Below are 23178 nucleotides of genomic sequence, written 5' to 3' on the forward strand. Positions count from 1 at the left end.
GGACGGTCCAAACAGGCCGTTCGGGATAGATTATCTGGTTGCGTGGCACCGCGTTCGTAGAGAGATCGTCTATTGCGCGCTTTTTTCCGGCAGCAGTCCATCGAGCGACACCGGCTCGTTCTCCTTCACGGTTCTGGTGACGATGTAGGTGAAATAGCGCTCGATGCCGATCTCGCGCTCCAGCAGCCCATCGACAAGGCGCTGGTAGGCGTCGATGTCGCGCGCGACGACCTTCAGCATGTAGTCGATGCCGCCGCCCACCGACCAGCAGGAGACGATTTCCGGCAGGTCGCGCACGGCCCGTTCGAAACTGTCGAAGTCGGCCTGGCGATGGCTGCGCAGGGTCACCTCCACCAGCACGGTGGTGATCGGCGCGACGGAGCGCAGGTCGAGCGCGGCGCGGTAGCCACTGACGATGCCGGCCTTTTCCAGCTTGCGCAGGCGCAGCCATGCCGGCGTCGGCGACAGGCCGACCTTATCGGCCAGCGCAAGCTTGGTGATGCGCCCGTCACGCTGGATCGCATCGAGGATTTTTAGGTCGATGGCGTCGAGCTTCATTGTACCGGCTTGTGCAGGATTGCGCATGTGCGACCATGAGAGCGATGCTGGCTCCTTGTCAATTGCACTGATTTCGCCCTTTAATGAGTCATGACAATATGGCAGCCCGACCCCAGCATTTTGAAGCGCCCCGCCTACCTGTCGCTTGCCGACCAGTTCGCGCGCGCCATCCATGACGGCAGGCTGCCCAATGGCACGCGCCTGCCGACGCACCGGAAGCTCGCCTATGAGCTGAAACTATCCGTGCAGACGGTCAGTCGCGCCTATGAGGAATTGATCCGCCGGGGGCTGATTTCCGGCGAGATAGGCCGCGGCAGCTTTGTTCAAACGGAGCGCCGCGAGGTCGAGCCGCCCTACCTGCCCGAGCGGCTGGGCGAAGTGATCGACCTTTCTATTCTCAAGCCGGTCTGCGACCCGATGCATCTGGAGAAGCTGAAGCAGGCACTGCTCTGGCTGAGCGAAAGCCTGCCGTCGAGCTCCGCCCTGTCCTTCCGGCCGAATGTCGTCTTCCCCCGCCACCGCGCCATCGCCGTCGAGTGGCTCAACATCTGCGGCCTCAGCGCCCCGCCGCAAAACATCAGCCTGACCAATGGTGCCACGGCGGCAATGACGGTCGCGCTGATGAGCGTGGCGCCTCCCGGATCGACCGTCGCAACCGAGGCCATCGGCCATCATACGCTCATCCCGCTCGCCACCTATCTCGGCTTCAACCTGATGGGACTGGAGATCGACGCGCAGGGCATCGTTCCCGAGGCTTTGGACGAGGCGTGCCGCACCGCCGACATTCGCGCCGTTTTCGTCCAGCCCTCGGTGATCAACCCGACGGCGACCTTGATGAACTCGGTACGCCGCGCCGCGCTCGCCGAGGTCGCCCGCAGGCACGACATCGCCATCATCGAGGGCGACGTGCTGGGCCCGCTAGTCGCTGACCGCGCCCCGCCGATCGCTTATTTCGCGCCCGAGCGCACGCTCTACTACACGAGCTTCACCAAGATCACCGTGCCCGGCCTGCGCATCGGCTATCTGGCGGCGCCGGACCGCTACGCGGCAGCCGTCGCCAATCGCCATCTCGTCTCGAACTGGATGGCAACGCCGATTGTCGCCGAGATCGCGTCCAAATGGGTGACCGACGGCACGGCAATGGAACTTGTCGAGTGGCAGCGCGATGCCCTGTTGCGGCGGCAGGCCATCGTCGCTGAGATGCTCGGAACCGAACGCGTGCTGACACATCCCAACGCGCTTCATCTATGGTTGCCGCTGCCGGAGAACCGGACAGAGGAAGGCTTTGTCGCCCAAGCTCGCCTCCAGGGCGTGGCGATCGCGCCCGGCCTGTCTTTCCGTACGTCCGACGCCCCTTGGCAATCGGCAGTACGCGTTTCACTGGGTTCGACGACCGAGGGCGAACTGCGCGCCGGGCTTGGCGTCGTCTCGCGACTTCTGCTCGGCGAGCCCGAACACCTTTTGCTCGCAATCTAATTCAGGAAAATACGGACAATCACAATAATTGTCCTGATATTATTTTCCGAATTGACATGATTTCGTAAGTTTCCCATCGTTCGGGCATCTGACCGTCACGGCGGAGAAACGATGGCTGAGCCCATCATCAAGATCGACGCAATCAGCAAGAGCTTCGGTTCCTTCAAGGTTCTGGACGCGTTGTCGATGCAGGTCATGCCCGGCGAGAAGCTGGCGCTGATCGGCCCTTCCGGGTCGGGGAAAACGACCATCCTGCGTATCTTGATGACGCTGGAGCGGATCGACGGCGGCCATATCGAGATCGAAGGCGAACAGCTCTACCATATGCACAAGAACGGGGGTTCCGTGCCCGCCGACGAGCGGCACCTGACCCGCATGCGCCAGAAGATCGGCATGGTCTTCCAGCTGTTCAACCTGTTTCCGCACATGTCGGTCATCGACAATGTCGTGATGGCGCCTATGCTGACCAAGGGCGTTGCCCGCCCTGCGGCCGAAAAGCGCGCCATGGAGCTCCTGGACATGGTCGGCATGTCTGCCAAGGCAAAAGCCATGCCGGCGCAGCTTTCCGGCGGCCAGAAGCAGCGCGTCGCCATTGCCCGTGCGCTGGCGCTCTCACCCAAGATCATGCTCTTCGACGAGGTCACCTCGGCGCTCGATCCCGAACTGGTCGAGGAAGTGCTCAACGTCATGCGCAGGCTCGCAGCCGAGACCGACATGACCATGCTGCTCGTCACCCACGAAATGGGCTTCGCCCACGACTTCGCCGACCGGGTGCTGTTCTTCGACCGCGGCAGGATCGTCGAGGAAGGCAAGCCGGACGAGATATTCCGCAATCCCAAGCAGGAACGGACTCAAACCTTCCTGCGAAAGATCATCGCCGCCGGACACCGTGTCTGACCGCAATGCCACGGCCTGACAGCCGCAACGACATAATGGGACGACCTACAGAGGAGCTGGAACAATGAAGAAATTTGCAATCATGGCCGGAGTGGCGGCGCTCGCCGCCGGCACCGCGCTGATGTCCATATCGTCCTCCGCGCAGGACAATTCGAAGCTGGAACAGCTGAAGGCGCAGGGCTTCGCCCGCGTCGCCATCGCCAACGAGCCGCCCTACACGGCGGTCGCCGCCGACGGCAAGGTTTCGGGCGCGGCGCCGGACGTGGCGCGCGAGGTCTTCAAGCGCCTCGGAGTCAACGACATTGTCGCCTCGATCTCGGAATATGGCGCGATGATCCCCGGCCTGCAGGCCGGCCGCCATGACGTCGTTACCGCCGGCCTGTTCATGAAGCCCGAGCGCTGCGCCGCCGTCGCCTACTCGGAGCCAGTTCTGTGTGACGCCGAAGCGATGCTGGTAAAGAAGGGCAATCCTAACGGCTTCAAGAGCTACGAGGATGTCGCCAAGGACCAGACTGCCACGGTCGGCGCCCCCGGCGGCGGCACCGAGGAAAAGCTGGCGCTCAACGCCGGCGTGCCGCGCGACCGCGTCATCGTCGTGCCGGATGGCCAGAGCGGCCTCAAGATGGTGCAGGATGGCCGCATAGACGCCTATTCGCTGCCGGTTCTTTCGATCAACGATCTGATGAAGAAAGCCAATGACCCGAACCTTGAGGTGATCGCGCCGGTTCAGGGTGCGCCGGTCTATTGCGACGGCGCCGCCTTCAAGAAGGGCGATGAGGCGCTGCGCGACGCCTTCAACGTCGAGCTCGCCAAGCTGAAGGAATCGGGCGAGTTCGCCAAGATCATCGAGCCTTATGGCTTCTCGGCCGCGGCTGCGATGTCGACCACGACCGAAAAGCTCTGTTCGGCGAAGTAGACTTGGCTCGACCTGCCTTCTCCCCTCGTGGGAGAAGATGTCGCCTCCGGACTTGCGTAGCAAGGACGATGACAAGGCGACGGATGAGGGGGCTGGAAGTACCGAGATCGCACTTCGTCCAAAACCCCTCATCCAATCTCGCTCCGCTCGACCACCTTCTCCCACAAGGGAGAAGGGAAGGTGAACCTGGAACCTCCCATGACCGACTGGTCCGGATATCTCAGCCTGATCCTGCAAGGGGCGCTCGTCACCGTACAGCTCACGGTGATGGGCTCGATCCTGGCTCTGATCGTGGCGTTCCTGGCCGGGCTTGGACGCATTTCGCGCTTCTTTCCGCTGCGCTGGCTGGCGACCGGCTACATCGAGTTCTTCCGCGGCACCTCCATCTTCGTGCAGTTGTTCTTCGCCTATTTCGTGTTGCCCTTCGCCGGCATCACGCTGACGCCGCTGCAGGCCGGCGTGCTGGCGCTCGGGCTCAATGTCGGCGCCTATGCCGCGGAGGTGGTGCGCGGCGCAATCCTGTCAGTCGGCAAGGAGCAATATGAGGCCTGCATCGCACTCAACCTCAGCCGCTGGCATTGCATGCGCAAGGTGATCCTGCCGCAGGCGCTGCTGATCATGCTGCCCACTTTCGGCAACAATGCCATCGAGCTTCTGAAGGCAACGTCCGTGGTTTCGCTGATCTCGCTCGCCGACATGACATTCCAGGCCAACATCGTGCGCTCGCAGACCGGGAGCACACTCTTCCCCTTCGCGACGATCCTCATCCTCTACTTCGCTTTCGCCATGGTTATCGCCTTTTCCATCCGCGCACTGGAGCGCCGCATGGCAAGGGGACTCGATGGAGTGCGCACGTGATGGACCTTATTCGGCAAATGGAGTGGGCCCCGTAGATGGAATGGGATTGGGCCTTTGTCTGGGAGATCATGCCGACCCTCATCCAGGGCGTGAAGATTACCATTCTCGCTACGCTTCTGGGCTCGGTTCTGGCAGCCGTGGTCGGGCTTGCCATCGCGCTCGGCCGCCGCTCGGAAAACCGCATCGTGGCGCGCAGTGTAGGCTTCTTCGCCGAATTCATTCGCGGCACGCCGCTTCTGGTGCAGCTCTATTTCATTTTCTACGTGCTGCCCGATATCGGCATCCTGCTGCCGCCGCTGGTGGCCGGCGTGATCGGCCTCGGCCTGCACTACGGTACCTACACGGCTGAGGTCTACCGGGCCGGTATCGACAATGTGCCGCGCGGCCAGTGGGAAGCTGCCAAGGCCTGCAACCTCACAAGCCGGCAGACCTGGACGCGGATCATCATGCCGCAGGCGATCCCGCCGATGATCCCGGCACTGGCCAATTATTTCATCGCCATGTTCAAGGAAACGCCGCTGCTTTCGGCCATCACCGTGCTGGAACTGATGAACCAGGCGAAAAGCGTCGCCAACACATACTATCGCTATATCGAGCCGATCACGCTGGTCGGCGCTTTCTTCCTGGCGATCAGCCTTGTCGCAGTTGTGATTCTTCGCTGGCTTGAACGCCGTTACGGACGGATCGCGGAATGAACGCACCCATGTCCAAAACCACGCAGATCGATGTCTATCCCAAGCGCCCGGCGCTGGATCCGCGACCGCTCGAGAAGCGCGTCGGCCTGATCATCCTGGCGACAGACCATACGACGGAACCTGATTTCCATCGCATGGTGGCAAGCGAGCAGACCGGCGTCTATGTCGCGCGCATCCCCTACGCCAACCCGACGACGCCGGAAAATCTGCGCAGGATGCAGCCCTCGCTGACCGAAGGCGCAGCGCTGATCCTGCCGGACGAGCCGCTCGATGCGATCTGTTATTCCTGCACCTCGGCATCGGTCGTGATCGGCGATGCCGAAGTCGAAGCGGCGATCCATCAGGCCAAGCCCGACGTGCCGGTGGTAACGCCACCACTGGCGGGCGTTGCCGGATTGAGAGCGCTCGGCGCGCGCCACATCAGCGTCCTCACGCCCTATACGGTCGAGACCAGCCGGCCGATGGCCGCTTATTTCAGCCGCCACGGTTTCGAGGTCGACCGGTTCACCTGCCTGGGCTTCGACGACGACCGCGAAATGGCGCGGATCGCGCCCCAAGAACTGGTGGAATTGGCCCACGAGGTGACAGCAAAACAGTCCGATGCGCTTTTCGTGTCCTGCACGGCGCTGCGCACGGCGCTTGTCGTCGTCGGGATAGAGGCGAGAATCGGCCGGCCTGTCGTCAGCAGCAACCAGGCGACCGCCTGGCAATGCCTGCGGCTGACCGGAGACGATGGCGCGCGCCCCGAGTTCGGTCGACTGTTCACGCTGCCGATGAGCGCCTTATGGACGTGACGCTTGACGATATCCGGGCGGCTGCCTCGCGCATCGCCGGGAAGATCCAGCCGACGCCGACCCTGCCGTCGGCTTCGCTCAGCGCGGTTGCCGGCGTGCCGGTGCATTTGAAGCTTGAGCATCGGCAGACCACCGGCAGTTTCAAGCTGCGCGGCGCAACCAACGCCATCGCCCAACTGAGCGATGACGACCGGCGCCATGGAGTTGTGGCGGCGTCGACCGGCAATCATGGCCGGGCGCTGGCCCATGCGGCTAAGCTCGAAGGCGTCCGCGCAGTCATCTGCATGTCAGCCCTGGTGCCCCGCAACAAGGTCGAGGAAATCGAGCGCCTGGGTGCGGACGTGCGCATCGTGGGCGACAGCCAGGACGACGCGCAACGGGAAGTTGAGCGTCTCGTCACCGAGCAGGGGCTGGTGATGCTGCCGCCTTTCGACCATCCGCACATCGTCGCCGGCCAAGGTACGCTCGGACTGGAGATGATGCAGGCCGTACCAGACGCGGTAACGGTACTGGTGCAATTGTCCGGTGGCGGGCTTGCCTCCGGCATTGCCGCCGCCGTCAAAGGCATAAATCCGGCGATGCGCGTCATTGGCATCTCCATGGCGCGCGGCGCGGCGATGAAGGCCAGCCTCGATGCCGGACGGCCGGTGCTGGTCGACGAACTGCCGACGCTGGCGGATTCGCTCGGCGGTGGCATCGGCCTAGACAACCGCCTCACCTTCGCCATGTGCCGCGACCTGCTGGACGACGTCGTGCTCCTGACCGAGGCCGAGATCGCGACCGGTATCCGGCATCTCTACGAGCAGGAGCGCGAGGTGGCGGAAGGCGCCGGCGCTGTGGGCGTCGCCGCGATCCTCGCTGGCAAGGTGCGGTCCGGCGACCCCATCGTCGCTCTGGTCTCGGGCCGCAATATCGACATGGCGCTGCACCGGCAGGTAATCAACGGCGAGCGGACGCGTTTCGAGGAGATGGACCGCGCTGGCGGTGGGGAGCGAGCGGCATGACGTCGATGACGATCCTTACGGAAGCGGACCTGCGCAAGATCGTGACGCTCGACCTCGATGCGGTCGCCTGCGTAGAAAACGCCTTCCGCAGGCTGGCGACGGAAGCGGTCGCGATGCCGCCGATCATGCGGCTCGATATTCCCGAACATCGCGGCGAAGTCGATGTGAAGACGGCCTATGTGCCGGGCATCGATGGTTTCGCCATCAAGATCAGCCCCGGCTTCTTCGACAATCCGAAGCTCGGACTGCCGAGCGTTAATGGCATGATGGTGCTGCTGTCTTCGAAAACCGGACTGGTCGAGGCGCTGCTACTCGACAACGGCTACCTCACCGACATCCGAACGGCGGCCGCCGGCGCGGTGGCTGCGAAGCACCTCGCGCGCGAAGACTCTTCGGTTGCCGCGATCTTTGGCGCCGGCGTGCAGGCAGCGCTGCAACTCCAGGCGCTGGCGCTGGTGCGCCCGATCGCCGAGGCCCGCATCTGGGCGCGCGACGCGGTCAAAGCGGAACGGCTGGCGGGCCAACTGCGGGAAAAGCTTGGCATCCTGGTGCGCGCCGAAACGGATCCGGCGAAGGCCGCCGCCGGCTCGGACATCATCGTCACGACGACGCCGTCGACCGAGCCGCTGATCCATGCCGGTTTCGCGGAAGCCGGCCAGCATATTACGGCCATGGGCTCGGACGCCGAGCACAAGAACGAACTGGCGCCGGCCCTGATCAGTCTTGCCGACCTCTACGTCGCCGACAACGCCAGTCAGACGCGGCGGCTGGGCGAACTGCACCATGCCATCGATGCCGGCCTGTTCGAGGCCGAAGCGGACATTGCCCAACTGGGTGAGATCGTCGCCGGCAAACGCTCCGGCCGGCAGAGCAGAAAGGACATCACCATCGCCGATCTGACCGGTACCGGCGTGCAGGACACGGCAATCGCCACGCTGGCGCGGGATCGAGGCCGAGCGGCAGGCGCCGGCACAATCTTCGAAAGCTGAACATTCGGCCAACGACCTAACAAGCAGGACCCACGGAATGCAGCCCAATTTGAAATTCACCCGCCCAGAGTATGCCGAGCGACTGGCGAAGACCCGCCGCGCCATGGAGGCCAGAGGCGTCGATCTGCTGATCTCGTCGGACCCATCCAACATGGCCTGGCTCACCGGCTATGACGGCTGGTCCTTCTACGTGCATCAGGCTGTACTTGTGCCGCCGGATGGCGAGCCGGTCTGGTTCGGTCGCGGACAGGACGCCAACGGCGCCAAACGCACCGCCTATCTCGCGCATGACAACATCGTGCCATATGCCGACCACTATGTTCAGTCCACCGAACGGCACCCGATGGACTACCTCGCGCAGATCGTCGCGGAGCGCGGTTGGCACAAGCTCACCATCGGCGTCGAGATGGACAATTACTACTTCTCCGCCGCCGCCTTCGCGGCGCTGCAGAAACATCTGCCGAACGCGACATTCGTCGATGCGACGGCGCTGGTGAACTGGCAGCGCGCGGTCAAGAGCCCAACCGAGATCGACTATATGCGCAAGGCCGCGCGCATCGTCGAGGCCATGCATGCCCGCATCGTCGAGAAGGCGGAAGTTGGCCTGCGCAAATGCGATCTCGTCGCCGAGATCTACGATGCCGGCATTCGGGGCACAGCGGAATTCGGCGGCGATTATCCGGCGATCGTGCCGCTGCTGCCATCGGGCGCGGACGCTTCGGCGCCGCACCTGACCTGGGACGACAAGCCGATGAAATCCGGCGAAGGCACCTTCTTCGAGATCGCCGGCTGCTACAACCGCTACCATACACCGCTTTCGCGTACCCTGTTTCTCGGCAAGCCGACGCAGGCCTTTCTCGACGCCGAGAAGGCCACGCTGGAAGGCATGGAAGCCGGCCTGGCCGCAGCGAAGCCCGGCAACACTTGCGAGGACATCGCCAATGCGTTTTTCGCGGTGCTGAAGAAGCACGGCATCGTCAAGGACAACCGCACCGGCTACCCGATCGGCCTGTCTTATCCGCCGGACTGGGGCGAACGCACCATGAGCCTGCGTCCCGGCGACAGGACCGAACTGAAGCCTGGCATGACCTTCCATTTCATGACCGGCCTGTGGCTGGAGACGATGGGGCTGGAGATCACCGAATCCATCCTGATCACCGACACTGGGGTGGAGTGCTTGGCCAACGTGCCGCGCAAGCTGGTTGTGAAGGACTGATCATGTCCGCGTCATTGCGACCTTCTCCGATCATCCCCACCGTCGACTTCGACAGGGACGGCGTCCAGCACGGCCATCTGCGCCTGCCCTACAGCCGCGACGACTCCGCGTGGGGCTCGGTGATGATCCCGATCTGCGTGGTGAAGAACGGCAGCGGCCCGACTGCGCTGCTGACCGGCGCCAATCACGGCGACGAATATGAAGGTCCGCTGGCGCTGTTCGACCTGGCGCGCCGGCTCGAACCGAAGGACGTCTCCGGCACGGTCATCATCGTGCCGGCGATGAACTACCCGGCTTTCAGGGCGGCGACGCGAACCTCGCCCATCGACAGGGGCAACATGAATCGTTCCTTTCCGGGCCGGCCGGATGGAACGGTGACGCAGAAGATCGCTGACTATTTCCAGCGCGAACTGCTGCCGCGCGCCGACCTCGTGCTCGACTTCCATTCCGGCGGCAAGACGCTGGACTTCCTGCCTTGGTGCGCCGCCCATGTCCTACCCGACAAGGCTCAGGAAAAAGCGGCCTTCGCGGCGGTGGAAGCGTTTTCAGCGCCATGGTCGGTCAAGATGCTGGAAATCGACACGGTCGGCATGTACGACACCGCCGCCGAGGAAATGGGGAAGGTCTTCGTCACGACCGAGCTCGGCGGCGGCGGCGGCTCGACGGCCGAGACCGTCCGCATTGCCCGGCGCGGCGTGTCGAACGTGCTGCGCCATGCCGGCATCCTCGCGGGCGACGTCGAGACCGCGCCGACGACATGGCTCGACATGCCGGACGGCTGCTTCTGCTTTGCCGAGAGCGACGGGCTGATGGAGACCATGGTCGATCTGGGCGAAACCGTCGCAGCAGGCCAGGTGGTTGCCCGTATCCATCCGATCGCACGCACCGGCGGCGCACCGCAGGACATCGAGGCGGCAATTTCCGGGCTTCTGGCGGCGCGGCATTTCCCCGGCCTGGTGCAGGCCGGCGATTGCGTTTCCGTCATGGCAACCAGGATAGACTAGAACGCACCGCCTGGCCGCATGAAATGACGCATGTGGTCGTGACGCGAGGCTGGCGCTGCTGATAGGTGCTTGCCAACCTCCAATCCCCGGCCTGAAATGAACCCGTCCCTCTCCCAGACATCAGGCCTGTCGCTCGGCGCGCTCGTGCTCGGCGGCGTCGTCATCGCCCTGTCGCCGATCCTCGTTCGGCTGTCCGAACTCGGGCCGGTGGCGACGGCCTTGTGGCGCGTGGCGCTGGCCATGTTGCCCTTGATCGCCTGGCGCGCAGTCTCGGACACCGCAACGGGCAGCCGGCAGCGGCCGGGCAGCATCAAGGATGTCGTTGCCCTCGCCCTGCCCGGCGTGATGCTCGCCGGCGATCTTCTGACATGGCACGTCTCCATCCATCTGACATCGGTGGCGAACGCCACGCTGCTCGCAAATATCGCGCCGATCTTCGTCGTGCTCGGCGGCTGGCTGCTGTTCCGGACCGCCGTGACACGGACGTTCTTGATCGGTCTGGCCGTGTCGGTGGCGGGTATCGCGATTCTCAATGGCGGTGCGGCATCCGGCGGCCAAAGCCATGTCGGCGGCGACGCGCTCGCTCTTGTCGCGGCCGCGTTCTATGCCGGCTACATCCTCGCCCTGTGGCGCCTGCGCAGCCGTTACTCGACGCTGACGACGCTGCTGTGGTCCTCCGCTTCGGCGGCAGTCTTTATCCTGCCGTTCACAGTCATCTTCGAGCCAACGATCTGGCCGCCGACGATCTACGCATGGGCCATTCTTCTGGCGCTGGCCTGGCTCTGCCATGTCTGCGGCCAGGGACTGATCATCTACGCATTGGCCCTGCTTCCCGCATCCTTCTCGTCGCTCACGCTCCTCATCCAGCCTGTAGTGGCGGCCGGCGTCGCGTGGATGCTGCTGAACGAACCGATCAGCCTCCTGCAGGCGATCGGCGGCGTCATCGTGATCGCCGGCATTCTGTTCGCACGGCGCGGATGACGGACACTGTCTGGCGAGGGCGTATTGCCGTCGCAATGGTTGGGTGAAACAGCGGCAACCACACAGATATGGACCCGTTTCGTTCGCTTCGTTAACCGAAGCGTGGCAGTATCTGCGGTGATTCGCAGTGACGGAATTTGCGGCAAATATGGACGACATGAACGATCTTTTCGGCGGCTCTGAAAAGCCGGCGCAGCCCGCGCTCCCCGTTTCGCGCCCGGCCGACCCGCTGGTGCAGGCCGCCGCCTCTCCCAGGAAACCTGCCATGCGCGACGGTAGCGAAGGCTATTCCGCCGCCGACATCGAGGTATTGGAGGGACTTGAGCCGGTGCGTCGTCGCCCGGGCATGTATATCGGCGGCACCGACGAGAAAGCGCTGCACCATCTGTTCGCCGAGGTGATCGACAATTCCATGGACGAGGCGGTGGCAGGGCACGCCACCTTCATCGAGGTCGAGCTCTCCGCCGACGGTTTCCTGACGGTGACGGACAATGGCCGCGGCATTCCGGTCGATCCGCACCCGAAATTCAAGGACAAGTCGGCGCTGGAAGTGATCATGACCACGCTGCACGCCGGCGGCAAGTTCGACAGCAAGGTCTATGAGACGTCCGGAGGCCTGCACGGTGTCGGCGTTTCGGTGGTCAACGCGCTGTCCGACTTTTGCGAGGTTGAGGTCGCGCGCGGCCGCCAGCTTTATCGCCAGCGCTTTTCGCGCGGCATTCCGCAAGGGCCGATGGAAACCCTCGGCGAGGTGCACAACCGCCGCGGCACCCGCACCCGTTTCCATCCCGACCCGGACATCTTCGGCAAGAATGCCGCATTCGAGCCGGCCCGCATCTACCGCATGGCCCGCTCGAAGGCCTACCTGTTTGGCGGCGTCAACATCCGCTGGTCGTGCGACCCGTCGATGCTCACCGAAAAGGACGATACGCCGCCAAAGGCGGAGTTCCATTTCCCCGGCGGGCTCAAGGACTACCTCAAGGCCAGCCTTGGCGACGACTTCCAGGTCACCCGCGAGGTCTTCGCCGGCAAGAGCGAGAAACAGGGCGGCCACGGTTCGCTGGAATGGGCCGTGACCTGGTATGGCGGCGACGGCTTCGTCAACTCCTATTGCAACACGATTCCCACGCATGAGGGCGGCACCCACGAAGCCGGCTTCCGCAACGTGCTGACCCGCGGCCTCAAGGCCTACGCCGACCTGATCGGTAACAAGCGCGCCTCGGCCATCATGTCCGAGGACGTGATGATTTCGGCCGCCGGCATGCTGTCCGTCTTTATCCGTGAGCCGGAATTCGTCGGTCAGACCAAGGACCGCTTGGCGACCGTCGAGGCAATCCGGATCGTCGAGAACGCCATCCGCGATCCGTTCGACCACTGGCTGGCCGACAATCCGCAGGAAGCCTCGAAGCTGCTCGAATGGGTGATCGCACGGTCCGACGAGCGCGTGCGCCGCCGTCAGGAAAAGGAAGTTTCCCGCAAGAGCGCCGTGCGCAAGCTGCGCCTGCCCGGCAAGCTCGCCGACTGCACGCAGAACGCGGCGGCCGGCGCGGAACTCTTCATCGTCGAAGGCGATTCCGCCGGCGGCTCGGCCAAGCAGGCGCGCGACCGCGCCAGCCAGGCGGTGCTGCCCCTGCGCGGCAAGATCCTCAACGTCGCCAGCGCCGGCAACGACAAGCTGAACGCCAACCAGCAGATTTCCGACCTGATTCAGGCGCTCGGCTGTGGCACGCGCTCGAAATACCGCGACGACGATCTGCGTTACGACCGCGTCATCATCATGACCGACGCCGACGTCGACGGCGCTCACATCGCCTCGCTGCTCATTACCTTCTTCTATCAGGAAATGCCGAACCTGATCCGGGGCGGCCATCTCTATATGGCGGTGCCGCCGCTCTATTCGATACGGCAGGGCGGCAAGGTCGCCTATGCCCGCGACGACGCGCACAAGGACGAACTTTTGCGCACTGAATTCGCCGGGCGCGGCAAGGTCGAGATCGGCCGATTCAAGGGACTGGGCGAGATGATGGCCTCCCAGCTCAAGGAAACGACAATGGACCGGAGGAAGCGCACGCTGCTTCGGGTCGATGTGGACGAGGCCGATCCGGATGGCACCAAGGACGCGGTCGATGCGCTGATGGGCACCAAGCCGGAAGCGCGCTTCCGCTTCATCCAGGAACGGGCGGAGTTTGCCCTGGCCGAAGTTCTCGACATCTGATCGCTGCGGTTCCATCACTGGATTTTCCGGGTAAGACTGCGGGTCACGCGGGAGACGGACGTGATCCAGACCATCCGAAATTATACGGCGGACACCATCGCCGGCCTCATCCAGCCAACCCCGAGCGACTGGATTTTCGCGTTGCGCACGGTCTCCGCCGGCCTGTTCGCATTGTTTGCCGCCTACGCGCTGAAGCTCGACGACCCGCAATGGGCGATGATGACCGTTTTCATCGTCGCGCAGCCGGTCGCCGGCATGGTGCTGGCAAAAGGCTTCTTCCGCCTGCTCGGCACCATGGCCGGTGCTCTGGCGGCCATCGGCATCACCAAGCTTTTCGGCCCCGAACCCTGGCTGCTCATCGCGACGCTGGTTCTGTGGATCGGCCTTTGCACCTTCGTCTCCTCGCTGCTGCGCAACCCGGAAGCCTATGGCGCGGCGTTGGCCGGCTATACCGCGACGATCATCGCCCTGCCCGTCTTCGGCCAGCCGCATCTTGTCGTCGATATCGCGATCGCCCGCTGCGCCGAGATCGTGCTCGGCATCGTCTGCGCCGGCATCACCAGCCGGCTCATCCTGCCGCAGCTTGCCGGCGACGCCATGAGCGCCCGGCTGAAACGCTGCATCGGCGACCTTGCCGCCTATGCCAGCGGCGCGTTTGGCGGCGGTGAAGCAGCGGCCCTCGAAGCAGCGTACCGCAAGCTTATCGCCGACACCCAGACGCTTGGCGAAATGCGCGCCTATGCCAGGCTGGAAGCGCCGAGCCTGGCGACGCGGGCGCATTCTGTCCGCCGCACCATCGGCAATCTCCTGTCGGCGCTGTCAGCGGCACGCGCCCTGCACAGCCATATGGCGCCGCAGAACCCCGCCCTTCTGCCGGTGCGCGCCGAGCTGAAAGGAATCGTCGAGGAGATGGCGGCGTCCAATCCCGACACGCTCGATGACACAAGGCACTGGATCGACCGGCTGGACCATGCCGCCGCGCTGGCCCGCGTTCAAGGTTCGGCGGACGAAGGGCCGGACAGCGTCGGCACGCTGACCCGGCTGACCGTAGCGGCGGAATTCGCCGAAGCCCTGAAACAGGTGATGCGCGGTCTCGATGCCCTGCGCTACCCGTCCGCCACCAGCAGCCGACGACGCCAGCAGCCTGCTCTTGTCATCCATCGCGACTATGAGGCAGCGCTGCGCAATGCCGTCCGCGCCGGACTCGCGACGCTTCTGGTCGGGGCATTCTGGCTGGCGACGCAATGGTCCGAGGCCACCGGCACCGTCATCCTCGTCGCCGTTGTCTCCAGCCTGTTTGCCGCCCGCCCGGCGCCTGTCGAAGTCGCATGGGGCTTCTTCAAGGGAACGCTGCTGGCTCTGCCCTTCGCCTTTCTCGTTGGCCAGCTCGTCCTGCCGGTATTGCCGGGCTTCGGCTGGTTCGCGCTCGCCGTCGTGCCCATTCTGGTGCCGGCAGCGCTTGCCATGGCCAATCAGCGCCATGTCGGCGTCGCCACCGCCTTCGCCATCAATTTCCTGGTTTTCCTCAACCCGCATCAGGTGATGACGTACGCGCCCCTGCCGTTTCTGACGCAGGCGGCGTCGGTGCTGGTCGGCATCCTTTTGGCGATCGGCGTGTTCATCGTCGTGCTGCCAGTCGATCCGCGACAGCGCGTCACCCGCATCGTCGGCGCCTTGCGCGAGGATTTGATTCGGCTTTGCCTGCACCCCCGCCTGCCCAGGCGATCGGCGTTCGAAAGCCTCTCTTACGACCGCATCAACGAGCTGATGCCGTTTGCACAGCGCGCCGGCAGACGCGGTGAGGCCTTGTTCGGCGGCAGCATCGCAGCCGTCACCGTCGGGCTCGAAGTGTTGAAGTTGAGGGACGCGCCGGAACATTCAGCCCACATCGCCCGCCCCGTCGATGATTTCCTGCGCCTGCTGGCGCGCAGCCTGATCGTGACGTCAGGCAGCGACCCCCTGGCGGCTTCGGTCGAAGCGATGCGAAACGCTTCCGCGAAACTGGCTACGGAAAAGTCCTCCGAGGCGCTTCGCGCCGCGGCCTCGATGCGGGTCATCGCCGCCGCCGTCGAGGATTATCCGGCGTTCTTCCACCGGAAGCATTGATCGCTCTCAAGCAGCGGCGATCGCCAGCGCATGGTCGCGGGCATTTTCCCGCAGGGCTTCGAGATGGATCGATTTCACCAGCACGGCCAGATCGCCCTCAGCCTGCTGGCCACCCAGTTCCTTCAGCATCAGCCAGCTGACCTCCTGCACACCGGCGACGCGCTTGCCGTTGGCGACCTCCCGCCAGATTTTCATGGCGCGGATGAGGATTCCATGGGTTGCCTGGGCAAGGCCCGCGGCACGGAACAGCGCCTGCAGCGCCACGTCCTGACCGCCCGCGAGCAGCGCCCTCACCCGTGGCTCGGATTGCTGTGTCAAGGCGACAAGCGCCGAACCGAAGAAATCCACCTTGCCATGCGCCACGGTGCGAATGAGGAACGAAGCCGTCAGGTCGCCGCGCAACCGCAGATGCTCGATCAGCGCGGCATGCTCCACCGCGCGCGTGCTTTCGATCAGTGTCAGCGAGGCCTTGACGCAGGCGTCCCGCGTAACCTTCGCGGCCCGTGCCTGACCGATCAGCGCCAGCACGAACGGCGATCCCTGCAGCGCTTCGCCCAGCTTCACCAACAGCATATGGCGGCAGTCCGCAGGCAACCGGCTGTCGCCGATCAGCGCCTCGCGTACGGCAGGCAGATGGCCGAAACGCTCGGCCATACGCCGAAAGCTGAGGGAGGCGACATGGGCGCCGCTGTTGGAAAGCAGGACCTTGCAGGCCTCCGCCTCGCCGACCTCGGCGATGGCAGCCGCCAGGGCCATGGAAACCGCTGGCCGATCGGCGATCAGCGCCTGGATGGCCTTCTGGCCACCAGCGACCCGGTCGATGAGATCGGCGTCGGACAACAGCGGAGAGCGCACCAGCACCGCGCCGGAAACCTCCGGCTGGTCGGAGGCGAGCGCGCTGATGATCTGCGGCGGTGCATGATGGCTCATGGAGAGCACCTCCGCCATCGCCTGCCGCACCTTGGACGAAGGATCGTCAAGCAGCAGGGTCAGCGCCGCTTCCGCCGCGCAGCGGTCGTCGAAAGGCAGATCTCTGTCGATGTAGGCGCGCGCCAGCGCCGCGGCCGCGGCCACCCGCTCCGAGACTTTTGCCGTGTGGATCCATTTCAGGAAATGCGAAACAACCATGCCGCCCGATCGCCCCTGGCCGGAATGGTTCCAGCCCTGCCGAAACCCTAGGCAGAAATGGTTTACGAACGGTTCACCATGTTCATTAACCCGCTTGAAGCGCCGCCGGCCAGCGCTTATCAAACTTGGCAGGAGGATCATCATGGCCGGATTGTATCTTGAGGAATTCATCGTCGGCCATGTCTTCCGGCACACGTTGCGCAAGACCGTGACCGAGAGCGACAACATGCTGTTTTCAGTCATGACGCTGAACCCGCAGCCGCTGCACATCGATTTCGATTTCGCTTCGAAGACCGAATGGGGCAAGCCGCTGGTCAACTCGCTCTTCACGCTCGGCCTGATGATCGGCATTTCCGTCAACGACATGACGATGGGCACCACCATCGGCAATCTCGGCATGAAGGAAACGATCTTCCCGCATCCGGTCTTCCATGGCGACACGATCCGGGTCGAAAGCACGGTCGTGTCTGTGCGCGAATCGAAGTCGAAGCCCGACCGCGGCATCGTCGAGTTCGAGCATCGCGCCTACAACCAGCACGACGTTCTGGTCGCCAAATGCATCCGGCAGGCGATGATGATGAAAAAGCCATCCCAGGCAACCGCCTGATGCGCTCCCTGCTGTTCGTTCCGGGAGATTCGGAAAGGAAGCTGGCGAAGGGCTTCTCGTCCGAAGCCGATGTGGTGATTGTCGATCTCGAGGATTCCGTCGCGCAGCAGAACAAGGATGCGGCGCGGCAGACCGCCGCCGCTTTCATCGCCGCCCAATGCAACGCCACCAAGGCGGCGGTCTATGTTCGCGTCAACGATCTTTCGACCGGCATGACCGAAGCCGACCTAGCCGCGCTGGTCCCCGTCCGGCCCGACGGCATCATGCTGCCGAAGTCGAACAGCGGTCGCGACGTCCAGCACCTGTCGGCCATGCTGCGGGTGTGCGAGGCGCAAAGCGGCCTGCCGGACGGCGGTATAGCCATCCTGCCGATCATTACCGAGACGGCTGCCGGCGTGCTTGCCGCCTCCACCTATGCCGGAGCCAGCGCCCGGCTGAGCGGATTGACCTGGGGCGCGGAAGACCTTTCGGCGGCAATCGGCGCACGCGCCGCGCGCGATGAAACGGGCCGCTACACCGACGTCTTCCGTCTGGCCCGCACGATGACCATTCTGGCCGCCGGTTCGGCAGAGGTCGCGGCCATCGACACCATCTTCCCGGATTTCCGCAATAGCACCGCTCTTGCGACAGAATGCGCCGAGGCCGAGCGTGATGGCTTCACCGGCAAAATGGCGATCCATCCGGATCAGGTGCCGATCATCAACGCGGCGTTTACGCCGACACCGGAAGCCTTGGAGCGCTCGGCAGCGATCGTGGCCGCCTTCGAGGCCGCCGGCGATCCGGGGGTCGTCGGCATCGACGGCAAGATGTACGACCGCCCGCACCTGCGGCTGGCGCAGCGCCTGCTGGCGCGCGGCAAGGCGGCGGGTATCGCTGTCTAGGCGTTATCCCTCCACGGCCCCGCATATTCGGTCACCAGCTTTGCCGGATCGGGGCGCGGACGTTCCGGCGCCGGGCTGGCAAGCGTGCCGAGATGAACGAAGCCGATCACCCGTTCCTGCGGCGCCAGCCCCAGCAGCGCCCTGCCCTCCGGCACGTCAGAATACCAGTTGGAAATCAGGTTTGTGCCATAGCCGAGCGCATTCGCCGCGATCATCAAATTCATCGCCGCCATGCCACCGGAGATGAACATTTCCCATTCCGGGATCTTCGGGCTTTCGCGCGGCACGAAGACCACGCCGATGACCAGCGGCGCACGCGAGAACCGGCTGAGTTCCTGCTTTTGGCGGTTTTCCGCAAGCGGCCCCTCCCGCGCCTCGGCCAGCGCCGCCAGTTTCTCCCCGATCTCGATGCGAGCCTGTCCGCGGTAGACGATGAAGCGCCACGGCTCCAGCCGCCCGTGGTCGGGCACGCGAGACGCGGCGGTGATCATGGTTGCAATATCGGCGTCGCTGGGAGCCGGGTCGCGCAATTCGGGAATCGGCGCGGAATTTCGGGTAAGGAGGAAATCTATGATGGGCGACGTCACGGCGCGATCCTTCAAGTCTGATTTTGGGCTGAAGCGCACCATCGGGAAGTCGGGCGGCTCGGGCTTGCACTGTCGTGCTGGAAAAGAAGCGTCCGGCATGTCAGCCTAGGCTTCTGGGTCTTGAAATTGCCACCGGCTTGGGGTTCAACGCAAGCATGTTCGTGAAGGTCCGCCGCCTTTTTGTCCCCGCCCTCGCCGCCGCCATGCTGGCGATGGCCGCAGGGGTTGCGCAGACGCAGGATGCCGATGGCCTCGGCAATCTCCATCTGCCCGATATTTCCGGCTATGCCCCGCCCCGCAGCAATGGGTCTCTGGCCACCGACCAGGCGGGAGAAATCACACTCAGCGCCCAGCTCATGGACAAGGGCGCCGATATCACCCGCGGCATCGTCTGGCGCGTCTTCCGGCCGGAACCGGGCGCCGACGGCAAGCTGCCGCTGGTCGCATCTGCCCATGGCGGCACCAGCGTGCTGCAGCTCGAGCCGGGCAGCTATCTCGTCCACGCCTCCTATGGCCGCGCCGGCGCCACCAAGCGCATAACCGTCAGCCGGGAACCGAAGCGCGAAAGCCTCGTCCTTGATGCCGGCGGGCTTGAACTGGACGCGGTTTCGTCCGGCGGCGTCCGCATTCCGCCCGGCAAGCTGCGCTTCTCCATTTACGACGGACATGCCGAAGCGGATGGCGACCGCCCCCTCATCATTCCGGACGTGCAACCCAACACCGTGGTGCGCCTCAATGCCGGGGTCTATCATGTTGTGTCCACCTACGGCGCGGTCAACGCCGTGATCCGCTCCGACATCCGCGTCGAGGCAGGCAAGCTGACCGAGGCGACGGTCGAGCACCGCGCCGCCGAAGTCACCATGAAGCTGGTGCGTGAAACCGGCGGCGAAGCCATCGCCGACACGTCATGGTCTGTGCTCAACGAATCCGGCGATCCGATCAAGGAAATGGTCGGCGCGTTCGCACCCATGGTGCTTGCCGAAGGCGACTACACCGTCATCGCCAAGAACCGCGACCGAATCTACCAGAAGGACATCAAGGTCGAGGCCGGCAAGAACGCCGAGGTCGAGGTGATTGCGTCCGATGCCACCGCCATCGACCCCGAGGAAGGCGCCGATTGACACTTGAAAGGCGACGCTGGCCAAGCCGGCATCGCCTTTTGCACTATGTGTTACCCGCGCGCTGGCGCTTCAGATCCGGTGGCAAAGCTTCGTCCACCAGCAAGCCAACAGCTTCGGCAAGTCCGAAGGATTGCTGATCCCGTGAACCGAGCCGCCGCATGTTGACGGTCTCTTCCTCCGCCTCGCGCTTGCCGCAGACGAGGATGACCGGAACCTTGGCCAGCGAATGCTCGCGCACCTTGTAGTTGATCTTCTCGTTACGCAGGTCGGCCTCGGCGGAAAGCCCGGCCGCTTTCAGCTTCGCCACCACCTTTTTCACGTACTCGTCCGCATCGGAGGTGATCGTTGCCACCACCACCTGCAGCGGCGCGAACCACAGCGGCATCTGCCCGGCGTGGCTTTCGATCAGGATGCCGAGGAAGCGCTCGAGCGAACCGCAGATGGCGCGGTGGACCATGACCGGCTGCTTCTTTTCCGAATCCGAGCCGATGTAGAACGCGCCGAAACGCTCCGGCAGGTTGAAATCAACCTGCGTCGTGCCGCACTGCCATTCGCGGCCGATGGCGTCGCGAAGCGTGTACTCGAACTTTGGGCCGTAGAACGTGCCCTCGCCTTCGTTGATGCCGGTCTTGATGCGGTTGTCCTCGCGCGCCATGCGGGAGAGCGCACGCCGCAGAATATCCTCGGCATGGTCCCACGCTGCATCAGTGCCGACGCGCTTCTCTGGCCGCGTGGCCAGCTTCACCACCACCTCGTCGAAGCCGAAATCCTTGTAGACCGACATCATCAGGTCATTGATTTTCAGGATTTCCGCCTCGAGCTGTTCTTCGGTGCAGAAAATATGCGCATCGTCCTGGGTGAAGGCGCGCACGCGCATCAGCCCGTGCAGCGCGCCGGATGCCTCATAGCGATGCACATTACCAAATTCCGCAAGCCGGATCGGCAGATCGCGATAAGACTTCAAGCCATGCTTGAAGATCTGCACATGGCCGGGGCAGTTCATCGGCTTGAGCGCGAAGATGCGCTGGTCGGCGTCCGGATCGTCAGGGTGCGTGAATGCGTGCGCGCTCTTCACCGCGAACATGTTCTCCTGGTACCAGCCCCAGTGCCCGGACGTCTCCCACAGCGATTTGTCGAGCACCTGCGGCGCGTTGACCTCCTGGTAGTCGTCGCCAAGCCGGCGGCGCATGTAGGAAATCAGGTTCTGGAACATCTTCCAGCCCTTGGCGTGCCAGAAGACGACGCCCGGCCCTTCCTCCTGGAAATGGAATAGGTCCATCTCCCGGCCGAGGCGGCGGTGGTCGCGCTTCTCCGCTTCTTCCAGCATATGCATGTATTGGTCGAGCTGCGCCTGATCTGCCCAGGCAGTGCCGTAGATGCGTGTCAGCATCGGATTGTTGCTGTCGCCGCGCCAATAGGCGCCGGCCACCTTCATCAGCTTGAACGCCGAACCGATCTGCCCGGTGGAGGCCATATGCGGACCGCGGCACAGATCGAACCAGTCGCCCTGCGCATAAATCTTCAGGTCCTGGTCGTCGGGAATGGCGTCGATCAATTCCAGCTTGTAGCGCTCGCCCTTGTCGCCGAACACTTTTTTCGCCTTGGCGCGATCCCAGACCTGCTTGGTGAACGGCTTGTTGCGGCCGATGATCTCGCGCATCTTCTTCTCGATGGCGGGAAAGTCCTCCGGCGTGAAGGGCTCGTTGCGGGCGAAGTCGTAATAGAAGCCGTTCTCGATCACCGGGCCGATGGTCACCTGCGTGCCCGGCCACAATTCCTGCACCGCTTCGGCCAGCACGTGCGCGGCATCGTGGCGGATCAGTTCCAGCGCCCGCGGATCGTCGCGAGTGACAATCTCCACCTTGCCGGATTTCCGCAGCGGATCGGACAGGTCGCGCAGTTCGCCGTCGATGGCTAGCGCGACGGCCTTCTTGGCCAGCGACTTGGAAATCGACTCGGCGAGCGCAGCGCCGGTCATAGCCGCGTCGTAGTCGCGGACGGAACCGTCGGGGAATGTCAGGGAAACTTGAGCCATCGGTCTTCTCCTATCCAGTCCCGCATACGAACGCGGGTGGTTGAGTTGGCGACATAAACCGAAAAATCCCGGATGTGAAGCGGATTGGGAGTGACGACGGCTGCCATTCTTAGCGAGCGCCGAAAACCTTCTCGTAAACAAGGGGAATGTCGTGATGCGAGAGCAGCCAGACCCCGGTTGCGGTCGCCAGGTCTCGAGCGCTTGACGTAAAGTTGGCGTTTGTGACCACGGCGGCCGCATCGAGCCGGTAGTACACCTTGCCCGCGTGAGCTTCCTGAATCGCCTTGTTTCCGACCGCCGCGCTATGGAGCTTGCATTGAAGCCCCAGCCGTTTGCCGTTTTTCGAAGCCACGACGTCGATGCCCTGATCTCCCGAGGCCGCTGTAATCTCTGACTGCCAGCCAAACGCGACCAGGGCTTCGGCAACCCAATTTTCGAAGGAATGGCCGTCAAACGGGATGTTCCCGGGGTCGAATCCCAATTCCCGATCCTGGGCTCTGCGGAAATCCAGTTGCTCAAAAACCAGTTCGGACGCTTCCGTTCTTCCGATAGCGGCCTCGTCGAGGGCAATGCTGGCAAAAAACTCGCGCAGCGCTTCATGGGTGGAATCGGACACGATCGACCCGTAATCATTTTTCGTGACCGCGCGCTGCAGATTTCTGGTCAGGGCGACCCGATGCCGGTCCACAGCGTCGATCAGCCGTTGCCTTTCCAGAAAACGTCGCCGCAAAAAGTCCCTGTCGCTTTCCTCTTTCGCCAGTCTGTGAAGCATCGCGTTTTGCTCCGCCTGAAGCAAAAAGGCATGCGATCGCGCCTTGCGGCGCCTGAACCAGAACCATGCCCCGGAAATGACCGGGCTGAAGAAGAAGATCAGCCCGCCGAGAAGGACCAAGCCGGAACGAGACGAGTCGCCACCAGCAACGATCGCGCCAGTAACTCCTAACACCATGGCGAAAAGAGCGATGGCGACCGTCATACCAAGATAAGTGATCGCAGATCTGAACATTGTGAATTCCCCCCGAAATTCCGTTACGACTTGTAAATCGGAATATGAGCAACGCAAACTAAAACGTTGCGGGGTCTGCTTCAGATCACCATGAATTTGCTGGA

General features: G+C 63.8%; 21 protein-coding genes. 16 read left to right on the forward strand and 5 right to left on the reverse strand.

All coding sequences use genetic code 11. From position 1 onward, the window contains the following. Positions 1-69: 69 nt before the first annotated feature. Positions 70-558 carry an Lrp/AsnC family transcriptional regulator gene (locus tag J2X35_RS07070; protein ID WP_310183281.1) on the reverse strand — a complete coding sequence of 163 codons (489 nt, stop codon included), beginning with the start codon at positions 556-558 and terminating at the stop codon, positions 70-72. Between the two features lie 90 nt (positions 559-648). Between J2X35_RS07070 and J2X35_RS07075 the strand changes: the two genes are divergently transcribed. The 13 genes from J2X35_RS07075 (at position 649) to J2X35_RS07135 (ending at position 15709) form a co-directional block, all read left to right on the forward strand. Further along, the gene (locus J2X35_RS07075) at positions 649-2034 is read left to right on the forward strand and encodes a PLP-dependent aminotransferase family protein (RefSeq protein WP_310183283.1); all 1386 of its coding nucleotides are present in this window, start codon (positions 649-651) and stop codon (positions 2032-2034) included. Positions 2035-2145: 111 nt separating this feature from the next. Further along, a complete protein-coding gene (gene ehuA / locus J2X35_RS07080; protein WP_310183285.1) occupies positions 2146-2931 on the forward strand; it encodes an ectoine/hydroxyectoine ABC transporter ATP-binding protein EhuA in 786 nt (261 codons plus the stop codon). A 64-nt stretch (positions 2932-2995) separates the two neighbouring features. After that, a complete protein-coding gene (gene ehuB, locus J2X35_RS07085) occupies positions 2996-3847 on the forward strand; it encodes an ectoine/hydroxyectoine ABC transporter substrate-binding protein EhuB (protein ID WP_310183287.1) in 852 nt (283 codons plus the stop codon). A 198-nt stretch (positions 3848-4045) separates the two neighbouring features. Beyond that, positions 4046-4705: an ectoine/hydroxyectoine ABC transporter permease subunit EhuC gene (gene ehuC, locus J2X35_RS07090; protein WP_310183290.1), complete on the forward strand. Its 660-nt coding sequence runs from the start codon at positions 4046-4048 to the stop codon at positions 4703-4705. A gap of 35 nt (positions 4706-4740) precedes the next feature. Then, positions 4741-5400, forward strand: a complete 660-nt coding sequence (gene ehuD, locus J2X35_RS07095) for an ectoine/hydroxyectoine ABC transporter permease subunit EhuD (protein WP_310183294.1) — start codon at positions 4741-4743, stop codon at positions 5398-5400. After that, positions 5397-6194, forward strand: a complete 798-nt coding sequence (eutA, locus tag J2X35_RS07100) for an ectoine utilization protein EutA (protein ID WP_405023187.1) — start codon at positions 5397-5399, stop codon at positions 6192-6194. The genes ehuD and eutA overlap by 4 nt, the downstream gene beginning before the upstream one ends. Beyond that, a complete protein-coding gene (eutB, locus tag J2X35_RS07105; protein WP_310183297.1) occupies positions 6185-7198 on the forward strand; it encodes a hydroxyectoine utilization dehydratase EutB in 1014 nt (337 codons plus the stop codon). Before eutA ends, eutB begins: the two co-directional genes overlap by 10 nt. Next, entirely contained in the window at positions 7195-8187 is a 993-nt protein-coding gene (eutC, locus tag J2X35_RS07110; RefSeq protein ID WP_310183300.1) for an ectoine utilization protein EutC, read from the forward strand. Before eutB ends, eutC begins: the two co-directional genes overlap by 4 nt. Before the next feature lie 37 nt (positions 8188-8224). Beyond that, entirely contained in the window at positions 8225-9403 is a 1179-nt protein-coding gene (doeA, locus tag J2X35_RS07115; RefSeq protein ID WP_310183302.1) for an ectoine hydrolase DoeA, read from the forward strand. Between the two features lie 2 nt (positions 9404-9405). After that, complete coding sequence (gene doeB / locus J2X35_RS07120; protein WP_310183305.1) at positions 9406-10407, forward strand: N(2)-acetyl-L-2,4-diaminobutanoate deacetylase DoeB; 1002 nt, start codon at positions 9406-9408, stop codon at positions 10405-10407. Between the two features lie 96 nt (positions 10408-10503). Continuing rightward, positions 10504-11388 (forward strand): DMT family transporter, encoded by an 885-nt coding sequence (locus J2X35_RS07125; protein ID WP_310183307.1) that lies wholly within the window; start codon positions 10504-10506, stop codon positions 11386-11388. Between the two features lie 148 nt (positions 11389-11536). After that, positions 11537-13603, forward strand: coding sequence for a DNA topoisomerase IV subunit B (gene parE / locus J2X35_RS07130; RefSeq protein WP_310183308.1), 2067 nt, complete (start codon positions 11537-11539; stop codon positions 13601-13603). 60 nt (positions 13604-13663) lie between these two features. Further along, a complete protein-coding gene (locus J2X35_RS07135) occupies positions 13664-15709 on the forward strand; it encodes an FUSC family protein (RefSeq protein ID WP_310183310.1) in 2046 nt (681 codons plus the stop codon). Between the two features lie 6 nt (positions 15710-15715). Here the strand turns inward: J2X35_RS07135 and J2X35_RS07140 are convergent, their stop codons facing one another. Beyond that, positions 15716-16837, reverse strand: a complete 1122-nt coding sequence (locus tag J2X35_RS07140; protein WP_310183311.1) for a DUF2336 domain-containing protein — start codon at positions 16835-16837, stop codon at positions 15716-15718. 142 nt (positions 16838-16979) lie between these two features. Here J2X35_RS07140 and J2X35_RS07145 point away from each other — a divergent pair, with 142 nt between their 5' ends. Continuing rightward, on the forward strand, positions 16980-17444 hold the full coding sequence (locus J2X35_RS07145; RefSeq protein WP_056115576.1) for a MaoC family dehydratase: 465 nt from the start codon (positions 16980-16982) through the stop codon (positions 17442-17444). Next, positions 17444-18325: a CoA ester lyase gene (locus tag J2X35_RS07150; protein WP_310183314.1), complete on the forward strand. Its 882-nt coding sequence runs from the start codon at positions 17444-17446 to the stop codon at positions 18323-18325. The genes J2X35_RS07145 and J2X35_RS07150 overlap by 1 nt, the downstream gene beginning before the upstream one ends. Here the strand turns inward: J2X35_RS07150 and J2X35_RS07155 are convergent. Then, the gene (locus J2X35_RS07155) at positions 18322-18912 is read right to left on the reverse strand and encodes a nitroreductase (protein ID WP_310183315.1); all 591 of its coding nucleotides are present in this window, start codon (positions 18910-18912) and stop codon (positions 18322-18324) included. The two genes, J2X35_RS07150 and J2X35_RS07155, sit on opposite strands and share 4 nt — an antisense overlap. 155 nt (positions 18913-19067) lie before the next feature. Here J2X35_RS07155 and J2X35_RS07160 point away from each other — a divergent pair, with 155 nt between their 5' ends. Then, entirely contained in the window at positions 19068-20033 is a 966-nt protein-coding gene (locus tag J2X35_RS07160) for a hypothetical protein (RefSeq protein WP_310183317.1), read from the forward strand. 43 nt (positions 20034-20076) lie between these two features. Here J2X35_RS07160 and thrS read toward each other — a convergent pair whose 3' ends face one another. Continuing rightward, entirely contained in the window at positions 20077-22068 is a 1992-nt protein-coding gene (gene thrS, locus J2X35_RS07165; RefSeq protein ID WP_310183319.1) for a threonine--tRNA ligase, read from the reverse strand. Positions 22069-22177: 109 nt separating this feature from the next. After that, entirely contained in the window at positions 22178-23074 is an 897-nt protein-coding gene (locus J2X35_RS07170) for a restriction endonuclease (RefSeq protein ID WP_310183320.1), read from the reverse strand. Between the last annotated feature and the right edge of the window lie 104 nt (positions 23075-23178).

The organism is Mesorhizobium sp. BE184 (genome assembly GCF_031457045.1).
Lineage (GTDB): Bacteria > Pseudomonadota > Alphaproteobacteria > Rhizobiales > Rhizobiaceae > Mesorhizobium.